Raw genomic sequence first — 20508 nt, 5'->3', positions numbered from 1 at the left:
GCCTAGCCTATATCTTTCAGATCAAAGTGACCATTTTCCAGATCCACTTCCGTACGGAACAAAAACTCCAACGGATAGGGCACGCACCATAGACGGCCTTTAATCTCTATTGAGAGCACATTATGCAATTCCAGCGAGTTGGCATCCGAAATGCAGCGTACCTGCAGCCCATCGGGTAGGATGCGCGGCTCGAAATGGAGAATGGAATTGGTCAGTGCGGCCTGGATATCCGACCACTCGACCTCCGACATGCGTTTACCCGCCAATGAAGTGCAACCATAGTTCAAAGTGGAACGTCGGACCTGAGGGAAACTGCCAAGTTCTTTATTGTGCTCGTTATTAACACAATTAAATAACCACTGTAGATCACGCAAAACGCAGCGGCGCATCTCACTATAAAGTACAAAATTACACGCGCTGGCTTCCTGTGTTTTCAGCGGTTCATCATCAGTGAGCATATCGAGCAATACCGGCTGCATCTTGTCGCTCGATGTCATGTTCTCTTTGCTGCGATGAAGATGATTGCCATGACGACGTTGGTCGTTTGCATTATAATAGGACAGATGCTTATCGTTCATCGTCAGCGATCCACATCAAAATTCAAGTGGCGCAAACTGTGGAAGGGGAGTTCGTTGTCATCGCTAAACCAGGTCTTCAGCCCCAGCCCCATATAATGTTCGGTGCCACCCAGAGCCTTCCATTCAGTGCGCCTACCCAATAGCAGGGCATCATTGCTGCAAGCATGGAGCGGATAGCGGGCAGGTAGATGGCAAACTTGAGCGTCACCGTCTTTCAGCCGCACCTGCGCATGGCTCCATACCAGATCGAAGGCGCTCTGGGGTGCCTGGAACTGAATCTCCACGATGTCGTCGAAGGGGAGCCAATAGTAGATGCCGTTCAAAATCAATTCGCATACCGGACCCAACCGACTGTCGCCATCGATTAGCCATTCGAAACGCAATGCTTTTTCCTGCTCGTTATCGGCTATTGTCAGCCGTCCCGCACTGACCGCCGCGGCTTCCAGCGCCTCGTCGCGCAAGGTTTGAGCCAATGCGGCATCGCCGTGCGCGTCATGATGCAACGCCTGAACCATCTGCTGTAACCAAACTTGGTCTTGCCGCAACCGTCGCGGCGCGATCTCACCAGCGAACACCTTTTGGCGTTGCATCTCGGCGCTGACAGACTGGATCAACTTCTGCGTCGTCGATTGGGCCGCCGGCTTCAATGCCTGCCAGATCTTCAACTGCGAATGAGTGTACTGCCAATTGCCATCCAAGCATAAAAATTGCACGAACGCGGCTCGCAAATCAGCATCTGCCGGACATGCTTTTATTTTGTCTTTTACCGCAGTTATGGCTGCGCTGATCGATGTGCCTTGCAAAATACTTGCTAATGAATACACCAGCGTTCCTTTTAATCAGTGAATTATACAGTTATCCCAAAAGGCCACATCCGTGGGCCCACTAAATGAAGCCCTGAATTTTTTCGCAATATTCATTAAAAACCCGACTTCAATTAATTGCATTTGAATCGTTCATTTAAAGTATTATTAGCGCACGTAAAAACGTCACCGAACATAGATCGTAAACCATCGTCAATTTCCACGGACAATTTCTTGTGTTGCTTCTCAAAGTATTTCCACATTTCTATTTCACGGTTATTGCATAGTGTAATACCTTCTTTATTTGCATCTTCTTCAAGATGTTTAGGGTTAAATGAATCCAGAATGCCGACGATTATGGAGCAAATGTCTACGATCATTTCTGACTGATGCAATTGCAGTTTGTTCAAAGCCTCGTACAAGGGGACCTTCGACGGCATGAAGCTCGATCCGTGATTGTCGAACAACAGGTTGTCGGCCTCTTCAAATTGCAACTGCTCATCGAAGTCGATGCCATGCGGGGGGCCTTCCAGCCGAGCATTTGGCTCGTATACATTTTCTAGGGGGGTAGGTTGATAGGCACTTACCTGCTTCAACGATGGCTGAGGCTCTTGCGTCGTCGTTGGCAACTCCACTTGTGCCAACGGAATGGCGTCTTCCATCATCAGTTCTGACGGGTCATCGCGATACAGCTCATCCGGTAAGACGGGAACGGAGGAACTACTGAATAATCCCCACAGAGCTTGATCCTCTGTCTGTCGTTGCAGATTCTTAACTGGCTTAACTGGCGCGGATTGGTCGTCAAGAAGGACACTAGGGGTAGCATCGACCAGAACGTGGTCACGCCGGAATGTAATGTCGGTATTAAATTGAGCAACAGGGTCAGTTTGCTGCTGCTGCAACTGACGCAGATCGAGATTGTCGGCTAACTGCGCCAACGGGTCGACTGGATTCAGTTCGGTTACCAACGTCTCCAGCAGTGGATGGTTATCCAGATTGACGATCAAATCAGGCATAACGGCAGGAGGCGCGTCGTTCGGCGCAAACTCTTCCATCAGGCTATCCCATATATCGATGGGGACTGGCTCTAATGAAAAAGCTTGAGGAGCGTCCTGATGCGGCACACTAATTTTGACCTTATCATTATCAATATCGCACATGGTGCTACCTTACAGTTTCCATCTGACTGCCGTGATGCAGGTAAGTATCATTCAATAACTTTATATTCCTGACAACGCTGCATAATGTAAATATTATATCTTAAAATCAGAATTTGTTATTTAAAATTGTAAACGTAATTATACTATATTTAAGTTATCTTTATATCACAATTAAACTAATTCAACACCAAATAATATCTAATAAATGCAATGTATAAATAACATTTTACCTCAAGGAAGCGGTGTAACCTCCCGCTAACGGGAGGTTACATTACGATTAACTTTCACTATTGGTCTTAATGTTCCACTTTGCTTCGCTTTCAGCACCCTTTCCACCCTGGGCGCTCTGTTCCCAGTACTGTTGCGTTACCTTTGCTGCTTGGAACGAATAGGTGATACCAACAGTGGCCTCCTTATCGATGCCTGTATACTGCACTGCCGTGACCAGCACATCCTCCAAGGTGATTTTGACGTATTCGACCTGAGTGCCGCCAGCCTTGCAAACAGAAAGCTCTATTTTTAACAAATGCTTGCCACTTGCACAGTGCTTCAAGAGTGCCGGAGTTGATTTGTCGATCAATGCGTTAACTTGCAGGTCACTAAAGCAAACCTTACCAGCGCCACCGCCGCCACCAACACCCATATTACCGGGCTGAGAAGCCCCCCAGGAGAAAGACAGAATATCTATCCACCCTTCGTGATTCTTATCTTTGGATTCTCCGCTTGCACCATCTACTTTCATGTACATATCAATAGACATTATTCATCCTCCATTAAAATTAACATCGCCTAATATCGAGAATAATGATATTATCATTATGACTATTTCATCTTAAGCAAACTAATAACAACTATTTATTTATAATTAACAATTTAATTTTTAGTATATCAACAATCTATATCAAGTAAATATAGATGAAAAATATGAATCAATTAGTGATCTACTAAATATTTCTAGAAAATATTTATAAATCAGGATGAACTGTCCTGCTTTAGAGAAGGTAACTTCGTTACAAGACGCAGAGAGACAGTTAATCCTTCCAGCTGATAGTGTGGGCGTAGGAAAAATTTAGCACTATAAAAGCCAGGAACATCTTCTAGCTCCTCCACCTGCACGTCCGCCGAAGCAAGCGGCTTACGTGATTTGGTTTCTTGCGATGAGTTAGCGGGATCACCATCCACATAGTTCATGATCCAGTTATTCAACCAGCGCTCCATATCATCGCGTTCACGGAAAGTACCAATCTTGTCTCGCACAATGCATTTGAGGTAATGCGCGAAGCGGCAGCACGCGAATAGATACGGCAACCGGGCGGAAAGCTGAGCATTGGCCGAAGCGTCTGCATCATAGTATTCTCCCGGCTTCTGCAGCGACTGAGCGCCTATAAAGGCAGCGAAGTCAGAGTTTTTACGGTGAATCAGAGGCATAAAGCCGTTCTTAGCCAACTCCGCTTCGCGGCGGTCGCTGATGGCGATCTCAGTTGGGCATTTCATATCCACACCGCCGTCGTCGCTGGGAAAGGTGTGGCATGGCAGCCCCTCCACTGCACCTCCCGACTCCACACCGCGGATAGCCGTGCACCAGCCGAACTCTCTGAAAGAGCGATTGATGTTGGCAGCCATTGTGTAGGCGGCATTGCTCCAAGTGTAGTTGCTGTGAGACGCTCCGTCAGTATCTTCTTCGAAGTCAAACTCATCCACTGGGTTGCTGCGAATGCCGTAGGGCAGACGTGCCAGAAAACGCGGCATCACCAAGCCAAGGTAGCGAGCGTCTTCGGATTCACGCAGGTTACGCCAGGCAGCATATTCGGTGTTCTGGAAAATTTTCGTCAGATCGCGTGGGTTGGATAGCTCTTGCCAGGTTTCCATCTGCATGACACTCGGTGCCGCACCCGCAATAAACGGACAATGAGATGCGGCAGCAACTTTTGCCATTTCACCCAGTAGTTCGACATCCTGCGGGCTGTGATCGAAATAGTAGTCACCAATCAGACAACCAAAAGGTTCACCGCCGAACTGACCGTATTCCTCTTCATATATTTTCTTGAAGATCGGGCTTTGATCCCAACCGGCGCCCTTATGGCGCTTCAAGACGCGACCAAGTTCTTTCTTAGAAATGCTCATGAAGCGAATCTTCAGCATTTCGTTGGTTTCGGAGCTGTTAACTAGGTATTGCAGCCCCTGCCAGGTGCCTTCCAGCTTTTGGAAGTCGTCATGATGAATGATTCGGTTGATCTGCTGGGACAGCTTTTCGTCGATTTCGGTAATCAACGCCTGAATGGTACGGTACGCGTCGGAGGAGACGATAACGGTGTTTTCTAACGCTTGTTGCGCGAGAGTTTTTACTGCGTTTTGAACGGCTTCTTTCGCTTGGTCTGTTTTGGGACGAAACTCTTTGTTCAGAAGTGCGGTGAATTCATCACTGGAGAAGGTTTCAACGACCAGTGCTGCGTTTTGCTGTTGAGGTGAGCTGTTCATGATCAACCCTCCCGCTCGTTGTTGTCATCGTCAACGGCTGGCTTTGGCGCATTGCTTAGGGATTGCAGCAATGTCGGGTTCTGTAGTATCTTCGAGATCAACTCCTCCGCACCGTTTTTGCCATCCATGTAAGACATCAAGTTGGAAAGCTGCGTACGGGCATCCAACAAACAGTTCAATGCGCTAACCTTGCGAGCAATCGCTGCCGGAGAGAAGTCTTCCATGCTGTCAAATGTCAGATCGATGTTCAGCTTGCCTTCGCCAGTCAGGGTATTGTCTACCTCATACGCTACGCGTGGCTTCAACGACTTCATGCGTTCATTGAAATTATCGATGTCGATTTCTACAAACTTGCGTTCTTCCACGCCCAGCTGCATCTCTACTGCTTTGCCCACCAGATCCGCCATCACGCCCATCACAAACGGCAGTTGGATCTTGCGTTCTGCACCATAGATTTCGACATCGTATTCAATCTGCACGCGGGGTGCACGGTTACGAGCGACAAATTTCTGCCCGCTATTGGATTTAGAGTTTGACATGGTTGCGTCCATATAGTGGTGATAAGGCACATGCCTCTTGTAGTGAAGGAGGCAAATTTGGTTGCAAGTCTGTACAAATGACAGACGGCATAAGTATCGATAAAATAAATTTTGGTGGCTAATTGTCCTCCTCAGTCTGGGTTGAGCCTAAAATGATCTTCAATTGATTAAGCCCATCAGGCGCCAGCTCATGAATAATTTGCATAAAATCCAGCGCAATCAGTCGCTGTACCCGTTCAATCATTAGTGGTGCCGGATGACTTGGCTCATGAAGGCAAAAATAGTTTTTAACCCTATCCAACATTAGTTGGGCATCATCACGAGACTCGATCTGTGCATTACGCCAGTTGAGTGTGGTGCTGGCAACGACTTCTAGCGGTTCTGTCTCTTCGTTACCGGAAGCTGACGTAGCGTGTTGGCTGTATTGCGCCAGCAATGAAAATACATTGGTCATCATGCTCATTTCCGGCAATGCGCTCTCCCCCAGATGGAAGATCACTTTCATGCGGATAGAAGTCAGGGTTTCGGCAATACGCCTCACCAGCTCTCGCTCTGGTCGTTCTGACCGCGACCATTCATCCTGCAGTCGTCCTCGACCGCCAGGAAAGCCAGCGCATTCCGATTTACTACCGTCTAGGAGAGCACTGGCGTCGCGCACCGAAATTTCATCGCCAGCGCTTTTTAGCAGTGGCGCAATGCGCGCACTAACAGCCAGAGCTGCATTATCGCCTAGCTCGGCCAATGCGTTGATACGCAACTGCGGATCGGTTGCACCGTCAAACGTCAGCGGTGGCTGCAGGCTATCCCAATATTGCATCATCGCTTGACAGACTAACGTCAGTCCATCCGCATAACCCTGCAATCCACGCAACTGGGTCCAAGCACGTGCAAGATGGAGCATAACCCGCAAATCTTTAGTGCGCTGCAGCAGAGCGCTAGCAAGACGTTCCACCTGCGCCCAATCCGGCGTCTGTTCCGGAATGATCGTGCTGCCGAACTGCTGCTCGGGCTTGCTGGCAGCGACTTGCTCCAGTCTCAAAAAGTCGGCGTCGTACTCCAGATTGTCACCACAAGGATTGTCTGCGTCAATCGGAGTTAGCAGGATATCGATAGCCATAATTACCTTCGACAAGCTTTGTTAAACCGGATACCCATTAGGTACGTTTCGATCTGATCGGATCATATTTTTTCGTTAACGTTTTGTATTTTAGTCAGAATATTCTCTTATCCTTTCAGGCGGACGGGCAGGAAAAAGTCGGCAACTGGAAGGGGTTGTGAATACTGTTGGGCGTGAACTCCAACGTGACGTGGTGGCCATCAATGTTGAAAGTTGCTTGGCGGCTAGGTCCATCTGTGTCAGAGGAGATTAGCGCCATGTCGATCAACCGGTTCAGCGCCCAGGGGCCATCGGCTGACAGGTTGGCGGTGCGACCGTTTGTCAGTGTTAGTTGTAAACGAACTTGATTGGTGTTGTGGGGCCCCGGCCAGCTGATCACCAGCGGCACCAGCGGACCGTGGCTATATTTGAGTAGCTGCCCGTCTACATCCAGTGTCAAGCCAAGAATATCGTTATCCATCTGCCCCGGACGCACGGTTACACGAAAAGATGGTGTAGCGCTGCCGTAAGCGAAAAAGGTATCACGGATATATTGTGCTTCTTGAAATGAGACGAGCAGACCTTGATCACCCGGCAAAGTTTTGCCGTCAACACCGGGTGTAAAACGCCAGTTGGCGCGAGTCGTATCGACTTTCCCTTGCAAATTATTTCGGAAGAAGTTGTCCATCAACCCGCTGTTGGGCGCGAACATACGCGCCAGGTCGTCCGGCCTTACCTCTTCGCGCGCATGAGCCGCGAGCGGATAACGCTGGACAACTGCCCTTTGGCAAAAGCTACCGATCTCGAAGCCGATCTGCTTCTTTATGTTCTCCATATCCGTGCTCCGAGCATCGCTGCTTGCGCCAATCGCAAGTGACAACAACATCTGTTTGAACGGTGTCGGTAACCGGTTGGAAGCGGCCTGCAGGCGGGTTATAATGTCGCTTTCTGGTGCCGACGTACCGCTATTGGCAGCGTCTTGAACTGCCGTCATATAGCTGTACAGCTCATCGACCAGTTTCAATACACTGTCGAACTGGATGACTTTGTTGCCTTCAGCCTGATTTTGCGCCAGTTCCAACAATGGCTCGAAATGCGCCATCACCAATTGCTCCGGTTGAACGGAGACATCACCGTCAGCATTAGCTGGCCGGTTCATAAACAGCATTTCCAGTGTGCGATTGGCGCTCCGGTGTAACCTGTCTTCGGTTTTAGCCAGCAACGAACGCGTATCGGCATTGTTTTTCTCGTCGCGCAACATGACATTCTTGCTGACATTAACCAGCAGGTTACGCATTGGTGACGAATTGCCGGACAGCAGGCGCGCAATATTGATGCGCTGAGGCAGACTGTCGATGCTGACTAGCTGAATATCGCTCAGCAGATCATCCCAGACAGCAATGAAATCCTGCATATATAGCTGACGGATAGTCTTGATTAGATCGACGCTGTTCTGCTGCGATGACCGGCTGCCCAAAACCCACTCATCCTCCTTACATAGAATATCGGTCACTGGTTCGATACTGTTATTGAACAGTCTCCAATAGCCTTGCGCGGTAAACAGCCCCGGCACACCCTCAGTTACCGATTTGCCGCTCTTGCGGCTAAGGACCAGCGCCACCTGCGGGCCAGTCAAATCAATCTGGCTGACCGGCCTTATATCGTTGCGTTGCAATAACAGACGTTTCAGTCGCCCATAGATACGCTGCGGCAGTGGTATACGGCTCAGCGCGATTTGCGCCTGCTCCACCAGAGTTTTGTTCTCGGCAAAAGGTGAGGTTTGGGGCTGCGTGTCCAGCAATTGGTTCAGGTGCCATTCGATCTGCTCCAATTCTTGCTGTGTTCTGCCCTGCGATAGATTGCGCCGCAGATTAAGCATAACCCATGCCTGTAGGAATTTGCCATCGTAGTGTTTCGGCAAATACAACATCTGATAGGCCTTCAGCGCTTCATAGCTAAAATCCGTATCATTGTGATTGTCGTTGAGTAGGGTTGAGGATATTTCTTTCGCTACATTTGGCAACAGCAATTCTTTTAGAATTTTCTTATACAATGTATCGCCTGCCTCATCGATCTGCTTGCCGCGAAACAGCCCCATCCGGTAGGTGATCGGCGGATCGTTTAGCGAAAAATTCTGGCTGTCCGGCAAATGCAGCGCGCTGTTGAGAAATGGTAGCAAGGAAAACATGTCGCCATCCTCTATCCGTCTGAGACTCTGCCCCTGACGTTCTATGCTGGGCACTTTAGCTGCCACTTCGGTCAGATAAACCTTGTTGTTGTCATAGCTAGCCCACCAAAACAGCGCCAGAATTGTCAAAATTGTTGCAAACGTGGCATACCCTATCCAATGCAAGACGCGATTGCGGTATTCCCACCAGCGATTACTACTCGCCAACCCTGGCTCCCGGAGAACCAGCCTTTCCAGCGTGTCCTTCAAGAAGAAACTCCGGCTTTGGCCTGTTTGAGCAGCCGTCTCGTGTCCTGCGTCATCCCTGTCGGTATCGATCTGCGATTTTTGAACACCTAGCGGGGTCTGTAGGATGGGGTTCAAAGCGCTCATCCTCCGGCCAAGCGGCGCCCCTTTCTGCCTGCTACTCGTGAAATAAATTCCGCGCGGCATGAAGCGAGGCGTGAAATTCGATGTCGCGAATATATGGTTCAGATATTGGGTCAACAGTGGATTAAGTGCCGCGAACTCCTGCGGGAACAAATAACTCTCGGCACATCGGCGCGTGTCATGTTCTTTCAGCAACCTATCAGGCAGTGCCGCATCCAGCCGCCGACACAGCAAAGCATATTGTGAAGCAAACGTCGCTTGCAGGTCGAATTCTGCCTGCCGTGACTGTTCCCACGGGATGGTGAAGCCCCAGATCTGGTTACGTTGCGCCTCATCCAAGCCATGAAAATAAGCCGCAAAGCCTTCGAGCATATCGGTTTTAGTAACCAGAACATAGATTGGGAAATTAATCCCCAACCGTTCATGTAACTCTATCAGGCGTTTGCGCAACGCATTGGCCTGCGCAGTACGAGCTTCGGCACCGTTACTCAGCAAATCAGCAACGCTAATTGTCATCACCACGCCATTAATCGGCTGACGGGGACGGTATTTTTTCAACAACGCGACAAAATTATTCCATTCACTAGCGTCTTCTGCAAAATGCTTGTCTTGAGTAGCGTAACGGCCTGCAGTATCAAGCAAAACAGCATCATTTGTGAACCACCAATTGCAGTCGCAGGAGCCATCAATGCAGGGCTGCATGGATGGGCCGAAGCGGTTCTTCAATGGAAAATCCAAGCCAGAATTGAATAGCGCAGAGGTTTTGCCCGAGCCCGGTGCGCCAACGACAACATACCAAGGCAGTTGATATACATGTTCGCGGCCAAAGCGAGTTAGCCAGCGAAATGTACGATGTCCGCGACTCCGCGCAAACTGCACTTTTTTCAACAATTGCGCCGCTTCGCTAAAACGCTGCGCGAGCTGGTTATTCTGTTTGATCTCAGGTTTATTCTCCGCCCCGACCGGAACGGCAGCATGCAGGTTGCTCAGCAGTCGGCCGTTGAACCTCGCATTGTAGAGATAGGGGATCAGACGACAAAGAATCCAGATCAGATAAATAGCACCAATGACGATCTGCCGGCAAAGTTCCGACTCCAGAGGTCGATAGTCGCCGATGGCTATCAGTGGACCTATCACCCAGATGATAAATGCCAGAAGAGTGATGCCTAAGAAGCCCCACAGCAGACGGCTAGTAATGATGGAGAATAATTTGCCAAGCATTACTTTCCGTTTCCTTGTGACAATTCATTGACTTCCACCTGGGTTCTTTCGGGTATGGCCAGAAGTATAATTTCTACCCGACGGTTCAACGCGCGGTTCGCGTCATTGGTATTCGGAGCGACGGGATTGCTTTCACCACGCCCTTCGGTTTTCACCCTCTGTGGATTGTCGAGGTACCTGCGCAATTGGGTGCCAACCGCTTCGGCGCGCGCCAGCGACAGCTCCCGATTGGAAGCAAAGTGCGTGCTATGGATTGGCAGATTGTCGCTGTAGCCGACGACCAGAATATTCCCGCTGACGCTATTTATGGCCGTCGCGATGCGATCAATGACCCTGATATAATTGGCGCGAACCTTTGTTGCGGCAGAGTTGAACAACCCATCACCTTTCAGAAGGATAACGCTCTGCCGTGCTTCATCGCGCACGACTACCAATCCTTCAACAATCTCTTGCCGCAGAAAGCTTTTAAGGTTCAGCTTCCCCGGTGTGGCCTGTACGGAGGAGCTGATCGTCATCTGCGGTAATTTGGTTTGGTAAATAGCTGCCAACACTCGGTTAGTATCATTGCCCAACTGCCAGTTGAGAGTGATGAAGAGCAGTGAAGCGAGAAAGGAGACGAGTAAGAGGCAGACCAACAGCGGCATCGCTGTATGCGATGATGTCTGTTGCACGGGCAGTTCAAAACCCTGGGGAGACAGCGGTTGCGCATAACTGCCACGTACTAAACGGATCAATTGCAGCAGGCGTTGTTTCACTGTTTCCAACTGCGAGCGACCGTTCTCGATCACCCGATAGCGTCCTTCGAACCCCAGCAGCAGACAGAAATTAATCAACTCCAATAGATTGATATGTTCGTGCGGATTTTGCGACAGTTTGGCCGCCAGCTGAAAAAACTTTTCGCCGCCACCGGTTTCATTGTGAAAGGTCACCAGCAACCCGCTACTCGACCAGACACTGGCGCTGCCCCAAGGCGTTAGCGATGCCGCTTCATCCAGCGCGGTACACAGGCAGTAACGCGCACCGATAATTACTTCATGCGGCAGGCTGGCGAGCTGACCGCGAATTTCAAAGCGGCGCATTTCTTCGATCAATTTCTGTCGCAACAGCACCGGATCGACCTGGACAGGCAGATGACGGATCTCAGAAATGGCGTTCAACAACGGGTTGGCGGCTTGCACCAACGGATTGTTTACTGGCGTGATGCTGTTCCCCTGTATCATTGACTATGAATCCGTATGACTGCGAATTGCCCAAAATTCCATGTTCAATCCAGGGAATTCACCAGCCAGATGAAGGGCGAACGCACCGGATTTTTCCATCTGCCTCCAAAGGTCACCGCTTTTTTCCAGTTCGAAATAGATGTAGCCAGCGTGATAAGGGATTTGATAGGGCGGGCTCGGCATTGCGCACAATCCGATACCCGGTAGCTGGAGCTGCACCAGATCACGGATATGAGTGACTGGAGCAATTTTCATCTGCGCAGGAAAATGAGCCAGCAGCATTTCAGCGGCCATGTCGGCTTGCACCGCCAGCACAAAGCCAAAAGCATGCATCATCCTGGAGTCCGGCACGGTGGCAACGCTCAGACCGTGAGAACGTTCGACCAAAGCCAGTTGGATAGCATTCTCCTCCAGAACTACTGCCAGCCCTTGACGCAGCAACAGCATAAGGTTGCCAAAACACTGCGCCAAATTATCGTGATCATAAGCAGGCAGATCATCTTCAGGAGCACGTTGCACCGAGAAGCTGGCAAGCTCGGTGGCAAATTCCAGCCAGTGTGCAAATAGACGCTCCGGGTGCAGATGATCGAGATGACAGGCGTGACTTACCTGACCGAGATGGCGGTTGATTATTTGCAACATCATGAAATTGACCATTTCGTAACGCCCCCCACGACCCGGAAGGCGGAGACGCTGGCTCATCTGCTGACTGCGCTGACGCAGCAGGCCATGTAGATCGTTGATGAAACCTTTCAGTACCGGGCTGCCCTGGCAGTTCAGCATTGGTGGAATCTGTGTTGCGTCCAGCCTCAAGCTGTTATCGCCGCTTTTTTTCAGCACTCGGGTGATGTCGAGCGATGTCCATTCAGCAGTAAGATCGCTCTTCTTCATCAGTCGCAGACGCAGACCACCAAATTGCAGCGCTGTACCACCCAACGAGACAGCGTTGAGGTCATTGACTTCCTTTTCGTAGGCTAAATAGCGTGCCAGCGCATCCGGGCTTTCCTGGAAAATGACGTCTATCCGCCCTGAACGATAGGTCGGCAGCGCTAACACCACGCTTTCGCCGGTCTCATTTTCTGCGATGTTCAATGGGGATGGCGCCTGCTGGGCGCCGGAGAAACAAAATGGGGTGCCATCTGGCATAATACCGCTGGCGGCGTGGAGCGCAATTTTACCTTGACGCAGTAATTCCTGATCCATTTCCACGTTTAGAAACCCCCAGAAATAGCCGGTGTGGGCTTGACCCCAGTTACGCACATAGGTTTCAAGATAGTTTTCTGCCTGCTGGAAATGATGCGGGCGCAAGAACATCCCTTCATTCCAGACCAACTTGTCAGCACTGTTCATTGGTATGCCTATCGTAATTTCGTTCCATGACAACAATTGATCGGTTAGTCGGCTTCCTTCACAATTTGGATGCCATCAACAATCACGACGATATGAGCTGTCAGCTCGTCATGCGCAAATGGCCATATCTTGTAGAAATTGTCTTTAGTGGCATCTGGAAGTGGCAACGAAATGCGCCAAACTTTACCGTCCAGATTCTGATATTCGGCAACTACACCTATATAGCGCGCTTCCGGTGCGCTTTGACCTTTGAAATTTTTGCCAGTCTGCCCTGGTGTCAGAAAAAACTGGTTGCTATCAAGCAGCTTATCGCCAAGCGTGTCTTGCGGGTTCTTCTGCAAACTGAAAAAGTCAGCGCCTATAAATTCGTTATCAGAGCGCAACATCAAAACGTGAATTTTAATCGGCGCCGGCTGCCCATCAGCCATAGTATTAACTTGTGCATCGGCATCGAAGGTCAGATTGTAGTGTGGCGGCGAGGGTTTAGCGAAAACCGCGCAGCCACCGAGCGACAGGATGGTCAATAGCGTCAGTGTGATCCCGGTCTTCACAATATTCTCTTCGATCTTGAGTAGTGGTTGTATAGTTAGGCGCTAGGGCGTTAGAAGCGTCCAGATTATTGAATTTACGAACCGTGCCTTCGTGCTCTGGCTATCAAGGCGCAAGCATCAATATTTTCAATTGGCTGGGTACAATGCGCGCGCCCGGCGCGTTGGTGGAGTTTTGCAGAGTAGTGCTGGTTAGCCGGGTGGCTGGCGACCCCTTCAACAATACGGTAAAAGCGCCAGTTAAATGACGGGATGGTCCCATCACCGTGCCCGAAGCAACGCCCAGCGACACGCCGGAATTGTCACCGTTGGTCAATGGCGTCACAGTGGCCATGTTATGCGCGGGTGCGCCAAGAAACAAAATGTTGAATGCATTAGGTATGGCAGTTGGCGCTAGAGCAATGTCTGGATAGGGAACTGGAACCGGTATTGGGCTCGGTGTCAGGCACACATCTGGAAACGCCAAGTCCGTTCCGGTCATTTGACTATTGGCAAACATAAAAGGCCTCCGCAGGTTTATCCGACGTGGATCTGTTGTGAATCAAGCTTGGTAATATCTTTTGATGTGATGAGTGTGTTGCGGGCATGTAACCGAGCGTAATCTTCCGCCTGATAATCCAATTGGCCGACACGTACATGTTCGGTCTGGCGCACCTTGCGGAACAGAACATGGCTAATCTGGTTCACCGAATGCCACAGTGTTTCACAGCTCTTGCCGGCCAAGCGGGCCACGCTAACAAAGGCCGATAAATCTTTGCCGCTATACTCAAGCTTATCGATGCGACAATCGCCGCTGTGTGCCTGTAGCGCCAAGACATCGCCAGAGAAGTTCAGCGACTGCGCGCTGTGCAGTGACAACGAACCATGCGGGGTTTCGATTTGCAGATCGCCTTCAACAGTCAGTCGCGTCGCGTTGTACGGTGCAGCACGCTGCAATACAGCTATCACCCAAAGCTCGCCCCCGCCCCCCGCAACAAGCACATTGTCGCCACAATCTGGAGTAAGCAGACAGCTTACCGCCCGACGGCAATGCCAGCCGCGACCCTGACACTCCACGATCAGGCTGCCGTCCGTCAACAGCTTCACAACTTCACCGACAGCCTGCTCTGGCGGAGCGATCTTGAGTGCGTGAGTAGCTTTGGCAGCGCTCATGATAATTTCCTTAGTAAGGGTTAATACGATTAAACTCGACTATCGCGTTGCGCGCTCCAGGTTTCAGCGGCATATAGCTCGTCATCGCAATCCAGAATGCCGACACGATCATTCCAGCGCGTATGTTGTTGATGAGCTCGGTGAATTCGGGTGCGGACAAAGCGCGCACGCCGGAAGTCGGCCGCGCCAATATCTGCATAAGAAAAATCAGCATAGGTCAGATCGCTATCGCTGAAGTTGCAACCTGCCGACCGGCTATACTGAAAAATGCATTGATATAGGTGCGCGTGACTGAAGTCCGCTGTTTTCAGTGTGGCTTCACTGAATATCGCCTGATCGAACTGCCCACGCTGACATTGAGCCTGGGTCAGATCGGCTTCCAGCCATAGGGTTTGCTGTGCCTGCGCACCCGAAAATTGGGCGCGCTTCAGTGAAGCCCCTTTGAAGTTGCACTGGCGCAACGTGGTCTGGCTAAAATCGGCATCGTCCAGCAGATTGTCGGCAAACTGGCAAGCAATGAACTGCTGACCGCGATAACTCTTGCCTTGATGGTTACATTCAAAAAATATGGCACGATCGAACTGACACGCGTGTAGGTCTGTTTCGCGCAAATCGAGGCCAAAAAATGTGACGAGCGATAATTGGCTTTGAGCCAGAGTGGTTTGCGATAATGCCGTTTCACAGAAGACCACCCGATCCTGCTTGGATATAGAGAGATCACTGCGCTCCAGCTGGCTATTCATAAACTGCGTTGTATCGAGACTGGCCTCTTTGAAGCTCGCATCATTAAGTCGGCATTTGTTGAAAGTGCCTTGTTCGATATAGCATTTTGAAAAGTTAGCGCGTTCTAAGCCACATTCATTGAAGAGCGTCTGGTGAAGTCGTTGCTGACCGAAATAGCAATCGTCCAACTGGCATTCATTGAAAACCGCTTCTTTCAGGTTGCAACCTGTGAAGTCGATTCCGTGCATATCAACCTGGGAAAATATTGCTCCGGACACATCCCATCCACGCAGATCCAGATGGCTGATGTCGCATTCCTGCAGGAGTTCGCCGCGCTCAATTTGTTTTCGAACGGTTTCTGTGTCCAACATTATACTTTCTCCCGCTGGATGCGAGGGAGCGTCTTTGTCCGCTTTGTGTATGCGGCCGCGATTTTTGTGGAACCATCAATCCGCGACCGCGATAGATCCGCGCGAAATAGATTGGCTCCATGCAGACTAGCGCCACTGAACTGGCTTTTTTGCATCAAGGCGGTAATCAAACTGGCATTTGACAAATCAGCACCGCTGAAGTCGCAGCGAACGAAGAGGCTGCCATTGCCGTTCATTTGCTGGAGGTTGGCAGCAGTTAACTGCGATTCAGAAAAGTCACTGTTTTCGAGACGCGCTCGGCGAAAATTGGCTTGTTGCAGGGACAGTTGACGAAGATTGCACTGCCTGAGCGTCGCTTCGCTGAAATCCGCTCCCGGAAGCGCACTTTGCGCGGCAAAGGAGCAGGTTTGCAGCTTGGCGCCGTGAAATGTGCAACGTTCTGCGCGGGTTTCGACCATTGAGCAAGAATCGAGTTCAGCGTGACTGAAATCGAATTCTTCAAGCTGGCAACGGATAAACGCGACCTTGCGCAGTTTAGAGCGGTTGAATTTCAGACTGGTTAGCTGCAATTCCAGCAGCACGGTACTGGCAAGCGTGGCCCCAGAAAAATCGCACTGCATCAAAAAGGTACGATATCCCAATAATTGCTCCAGCCTGCCGCCGGTGAAATTACAGTTTTTGAACAGCGTTTCCTGAATATTGGTATCAACAAGCGCGGCCTGAGAAAAATCGGTATTCTCGCAACAAGCCAAAGCCAATGATGCCTTATTCAAGTTCGCATGCCGCAACTTGGCTCCGGTGAGATTGGCGCGCGCCAGCATTGCTTCATGAAAATTGGCGCGGTCGAGGCAGCAACCGCTAAGGTCAGCATTTTCCAACAGGCAGCGACTGAAATCGGCATGGCTCAGATTCAGACCGGAAAGATCGGCGCCGGTTAAGTCCATGCCGCTGAAATTTTTGTCGCTTTGCTGGGTGGTGGTTACGCGATTGCGTGTGACTGTCGCTTGTTCACCACTCTGGCGTGGTGCCGCGCCCTGTGCTTGAGCGCTCATCAAATAGGCCTGATACAGTGCGCGTTCTTGCTCCTCCAAACGATGACGGTCTATGAAATCACCGTGCTGAAAGAGAAAATCACGCATCTTTTGGAAATTTTCATATCCGCTTCCCTGCTTTTCGGGATCAACAGGAGCTTCGGGATCCACACCCGCGGCACGCATCTTTTCAAAAGCTGCTTCTTTTTGTTTCTCTGCTTCCTGTTCAAGTCGTTCCACATATTCCGGCAGCTCGTCCAGTCTCAGGCGCTCCGCTGGCGGGATCACCTCATGAATGTCCTGACCTTCCGACAGCCACTGATCGCACAATTGCTGCTGCATGTAGCGTTGATAGTTGGTTGCATTTCGCACCATCGGGCTTTGTTCGCCCGACTGCTCAGTATCGAGCCACGGGCCTATCGCTGTTTCCGGCACCAGATCTTTTTCGCGAAATGCGTACAGCGCGCCTTTTTCCTTATCGCAACGCTGGCGTAACACCTTACGGTAGTGGACGGTCGAGCGGCTAGCTCCCTCTTCTTCCAGGGCAGGCATCAAGTGCAGCACGTCGGCGGCATCGTCTTCATTGATGCGTGCGCTGCCGTGATAAATCAGCAGCATTTGCTTGCGATGCGGGAAGAACCAAACCGTCGTATGGCGCATGGCGATTTCTTCCAGCACTTCCTCACCATCCCGCACGCGATTCATGAAGCAGCGCTCTATCCACCGTGGCAATTGCCCCTCTTGGCAAGGAATTTGCGGGTGCATGTTCCAAATTCGGTAGGTAGCGCCGATTGGCAATGCGTCGCGTTGCGGCCATTGCTGATCATCGTCAGCCATATTGAACAGACGCCAGTCAACATCACTGGCCAAGCCCGGAAAATCATTCTCCAACCAGTTTTCGTCATATTTTTTGCCGATCCGGCTAAAGCGGCGCGGCCAGTTGATGTTGAGAGCATTGAAGCTGACGGGAAGTGGCGTCTGATGTGGCGAAGTCAATCGACCATGCAATGGTTCAATATTGGGCAAGACATGAGGGGCGCCGTGCGGCAATTTTTCAGGTCGAACACCGATGCCGAGCGGATTTTCAGCCCATTGAGAGCCACCGAAAGCCCGACTCCAATCCAGGCGCATCTCGTCAAAGGGAAGAGGTGCGGAAGCGCGGTCATTGACCCAATGCCGATCGCCAATAGCCACCAGCGTTTTTTCCAGCGTATCGACCTGAATTTTAACTGCGCAGGCCGTTTTGTCTGCCTGATGGTGAGTGTAGGCATAGCCTGTAGCGAGAAATTCGGCGCAGGCTTTGGGAAAGGCAAGGTCAAGCACACCGCCGTCGAGCGCCAGCTCTTCACTAGCGAGCTGCCACAGTTCGTGCTCGGGGCGCAGGCGCGAGGCTTCACCCATATCAGCCAAAGCCAAGATAGAAACCCCCAGATGATCCAGCCCTTGCCAGTGATAGGGGCGATGCAGCACGCTGAGGCGCAATGGCTTTACCGTTTTCATCGTAAGCACAACACTCGCTGAGTGATCTTAAACAATTCAATCTACACAACAACAATAAATTATATATTATAGTTATCGCAACGCTATCTATAGAACAAATAGAATTTCATCGAGAATCATCGATATGTTTGTTTTTTTTATTTCAACATTATGTGTTTCGTATACAAATTCTTTTTTCCTCACAACCATACTTTTAGAATAAGAAAAATTCATAGCGAATTTTACTTCATAACATAAACTTGTGTTCAACTTAAAATCCATACCAGAAAAAATACTTGCCGTAGAGCCTATCATAATACTATTAGATGAGGAAAAATTACATCTAAATTCAGCGCCAACATTAATTGTATTTGTAGCCGATACATTTGTAGTATTGAAGGCGCCAATATTAATATTATTTGATGTTCCGTACGTTTTTATATAGGCAGATCCATGGTTTTTTATAATTCTGCTTTCATAATTAATATCTTTCACGTGGTCACTTTTCGTAACTACGTTATTACCATGAATATAAATATCCGCCGGAACATCGGAATACTTATCTTTTGGGAAATCACCCTCAACGGTGTGGATCTTGATTCGTTTCGCTTTTAGGTCGTAATCATCGGAAATTGCGGAAGTCAGATTGCCGTCTTCGAGCTTGATAGACATATTGCCTTTGGCAAGAGTTAGATTTTTATCGCCCTCTTCGATTACGGTGTCCTGCCCTTGCTTGATCAGCTTGGTCTCTTTATTTTCGATCGTATGAATACGATTTCCATTCAACAGAATATTCTGATCACCGGTAATATTTACAGTCTGCCCTTTGCTAAAGACTGAGGTTTCGTGATCTGTAACGATGGTATTACGTCTGCCAGTAATCTGACGATCTTCTGTTCCGCCGATGTGTGTCGTATGATTGCCGTCGATCTTAACATCCTTGTTCTTTTCCACCGATATATTCATGTCGCGCTCGGCATGCATGTCGAAGGATTCCCTCCCGGGAGCATCTTCCATAAACAGAAAGCTGGCGTTGTCCGCGCCGCCATCCTTGCTGCGGCTCATAAAACCCATCTTGGTGGCGTCGCCAGGCAAATCCCACGGCGGCATACTGTCTTCATTGTAGACACGGCCAATGATGATGGGGCGATCTGGATCACCATTGATAAAGTCAACTACCACCTCTTCACCGATGCGCGGGATCTGCATGCCGCCATATTTCCAACCCGCCCAGGCATTGGAGACGCGCACCCAGCAGGAACTGGTTTCATCGCCATTACCATAACGATCCCAACGGAAATTGAGCTTTACCCGCCCATATTTATCAGTCCAGATGGTCTCGCCTGTCGGCCCCACCACTTCGGCGGTTTGCGGTCCGTGCGTTTTCGGCCACGGCGTGGTCCGCTGTGGACGCCAGTTGAAATCAGCCGGCACCACCTGAAACTCTGTGCGCTGTTCACCCGCATTATTATCGTTAGTAGCGTAGCTGTAGGCCTGCATGAAATAACGAGCGCTTATTACCAGATAGGCGCGATTGTCTTCAGGCCGCGGAGCCTGTGTCAGCTGAAAACGATAACCAGGCGCGATACCTAGCGAGTTACCTTCGCCCCCCATCTGTTCATGCTGAGCTTCGAGTTCCTGTTGGCGAACCTTGACATAAAACTGACCATGCTCTTGATCGGTATAGTGCCCCGGCCAGTCAAACACTTCAGCTTTATCTTTCGCAAAGGAAGCTGGGTTCTGTCGGGTCTCGAGCAAATGCGCCCGCGGTTTACGAAAATCATAATCATCCAAACTATACAGGCTGGGCGTGATGGAGTCAGAGACGCACCAGCTATTGATGCTATCGATATTTCCCACCAGCCCCCCTTCGGGAAGCAGGTAGGGAATGTTGGCGTAACCCGATAATTCTTGATGGGCGCCAGGGGCATCAGCCAGCACGAGCGTATGGCCGCTTTGCTGATGAGTGAAGTAGTAATAAATACCTTCATGTTCCATAAGCCGGCTAATAAAATTGAAATCACTTTCTTGGAATTGGACGCAGTAATTCCAAGTACGGTAACTATCGGCCAGTCGATTTTCTACCTGCAGCTGATATTGCCCAAATACTTCCGTCAGAATATCAGAGAGGTGGTTCGGGAAATCTGGACAGCGGAGATAAGTGGAATTTCTGCCTGACTTCGGCTTAGATGCCGAGAACAG

16 protein-coding genes are annotated in these 20508 nt (G+C 50.1%); all 16 read right to left on the bottom strand.

Annotated features, from left to right (window positions below):
- Positions 1–2 precede the first annotated feature (2 nt).
- Positions 3–578, bottom strand: a complete 576-nt coding sequence (locus tag FHY56_RS16725; RefSeq protein WP_140906288.1) for a type VI secretion system baseplate subunit TssE — start codon at positions 576–578, stop codon at positions 3–5.
- A gap of 2 nt (positions 579–580) precedes the next feature.
- Complete coding sequence (locus FHY56_RS16720; RefSeq protein WP_168927624.1) at positions 581–1402, bottom strand: type VI secretion system accessory protein TagJ; 822 nt, start codon at positions 1400–1402, stop codon at positions 581–583.
- Between the two features lie 113 nt (positions 1403–1515).
- Positions 1516–2541, bottom strand: a complete 1026-nt coding sequence (locus FHY56_RS16715) for a type VI secretion system-associated FHA domain protein (RefSeq protein ID WP_140906287.1) — start codon at positions 2539–2541, stop codon at positions 1516–1518.
- Between the two features lie 277 nt (positions 2542–2818).
- Positions 2819–3301 (bottom strand): Hcp family type VI secretion system effector, encoded by a 483-nt coding sequence (locus tag FHY56_RS16710; protein ID WP_140906286.1) that lies wholly within the window; start codon positions 3299–3301, stop codon positions 2819–2821.
- Positions 3302–3513: 212 nt separating this feature from the next.
- A complete protein-coding gene (gene tssC, locus FHY56_RS16705; protein WP_140906285.1) occupies positions 3514–5019 on the bottom strand; it encodes a type VI secretion system contractile sheath large subunit in 1506 nt (501 codons plus the stop codon).
- A gap of 2 nt (positions 5020–5021) precedes the next feature.
- On the bottom strand, positions 5022–5558 hold the full coding sequence (tssB, locus tag FHY56_RS16700; protein WP_140906284.1) for a type VI secretion system contractile sheath small subunit: 537 nt from the start codon (positions 5556–5558) through the stop codon (positions 5022–5024).
- A gap of 118 nt (positions 5559–5676) precedes the next feature.
- A complete protein-coding gene (tssA, locus tag FHY56_RS16695; RefSeq protein ID WP_140906283.1) occupies positions 5677–6675 on the bottom strand; it encodes a type VI secretion system protein TssA in 999 nt (332 codons plus the stop codon).
- A gap of 115 nt (positions 6676–6790) precedes the next feature.
- On the bottom strand, positions 6791–10432 hold the full coding sequence (gene tssM / locus FHY56_RS16690; RefSeq protein WP_140906282.1) for a type VI secretion system membrane subunit TssM: 3642 nt from the start codon (positions 10430–10432) through the stop codon (positions 6791–6793).
- Entirely contained in the window at positions 10432–11652 is a 1221-nt protein-coding gene (locus tag FHY56_RS16685; RefSeq protein WP_140906281.1) for a DotU family type VI secretion system protein, read from the bottom strand. Before FHY56_RS16685 ends, tssM begins: the two co-directional genes overlap by 1 nt.
- A gap of 3 nt (positions 11653–11655) precedes the next feature.
- Positions 11656–13002 carry a type VI secretion system baseplate subunit TssK gene (gene tssK / locus FHY56_RS16680; RefSeq protein WP_140906280.1) on the bottom strand — a complete coding sequence of 449 codons (1347 nt, stop codon included), beginning with the start codon at positions 13000–13002 and terminating at the stop codon, positions 11656–11658.
- Positions 13003–13046: 44 nt separating this feature from the next.
- On the bottom strand, positions 13047–13526 hold the full coding sequence (gene tssJ / locus FHY56_RS16675) for a type VI secretion system lipoprotein TssJ (RefSeq protein ID WP_210240070.1): 480 nt from the start codon (positions 13524–13526) through the stop codon (positions 13047–13049).
- Positions 13527–13656: 130 nt separating this feature from the next.
- Positions 13657–14049 (bottom strand): DUF4150 domain-containing protein, encoded by a 393-nt coding sequence (locus tag FHY56_RS16670; protein ID WP_140906278.1) that lies wholly within the window; start codon positions 14047–14049, stop codon positions 13657–13659.
- Positions 14050–14066: 17 nt separating this feature from the next.
- Entirely contained in the window at positions 14067–14702 is a 636-nt protein-coding gene (locus FHY56_RS16665) for a DUF3540 domain-containing protein (protein WP_140906277.1), read from the bottom strand.
- Between the two features lie 29 nt (positions 14703–14731).
- Positions 14732–15796, bottom strand: a complete 1065-nt coding sequence (locus FHY56_RS16660; protein ID WP_210240069.1) for a pentapeptide repeat-containing protein — start codon at positions 15794–15796, stop codon at positions 14732–14734.
- Positions 15796–18327 (bottom strand): DUF2169 family type VI secretion system accessory protein, encoded by a 2532-nt coding sequence (locus FHY56_RS16655; protein ID WP_140906275.1) that lies wholly within the window; start codon positions 18325–18327, stop codon positions 15796–15798. The genes FHY56_RS16660 and FHY56_RS16655 overlap by 1 nt, the downstream gene beginning before the upstream one ends.
- 87 nt (positions 18328–18414) lie before the next feature.
- The coding region (locus FHY56_RS18065) for a type VI secretion system Vgr family protein (protein ID WP_210240068.1) at positions 18415–20508 on the bottom strand (2094 nt) is incomplete at its 5' end.

It is taken from the genome of Brucella gallinifaecis, from assembly GCF_006476605.1.
GTDB classification, from domain to species: domain Bacteria; phylum Pseudomonadota; class Alphaproteobacteria; order Rhizobiales; family Rhizobiaceae; genus Brucella; species Brucella gallinifaecis.
The sequence above is the reverse complement of the archived record's forward strand: the minus strand, read 5'-3'. Positions and strand labels throughout refer to the sequence as shown.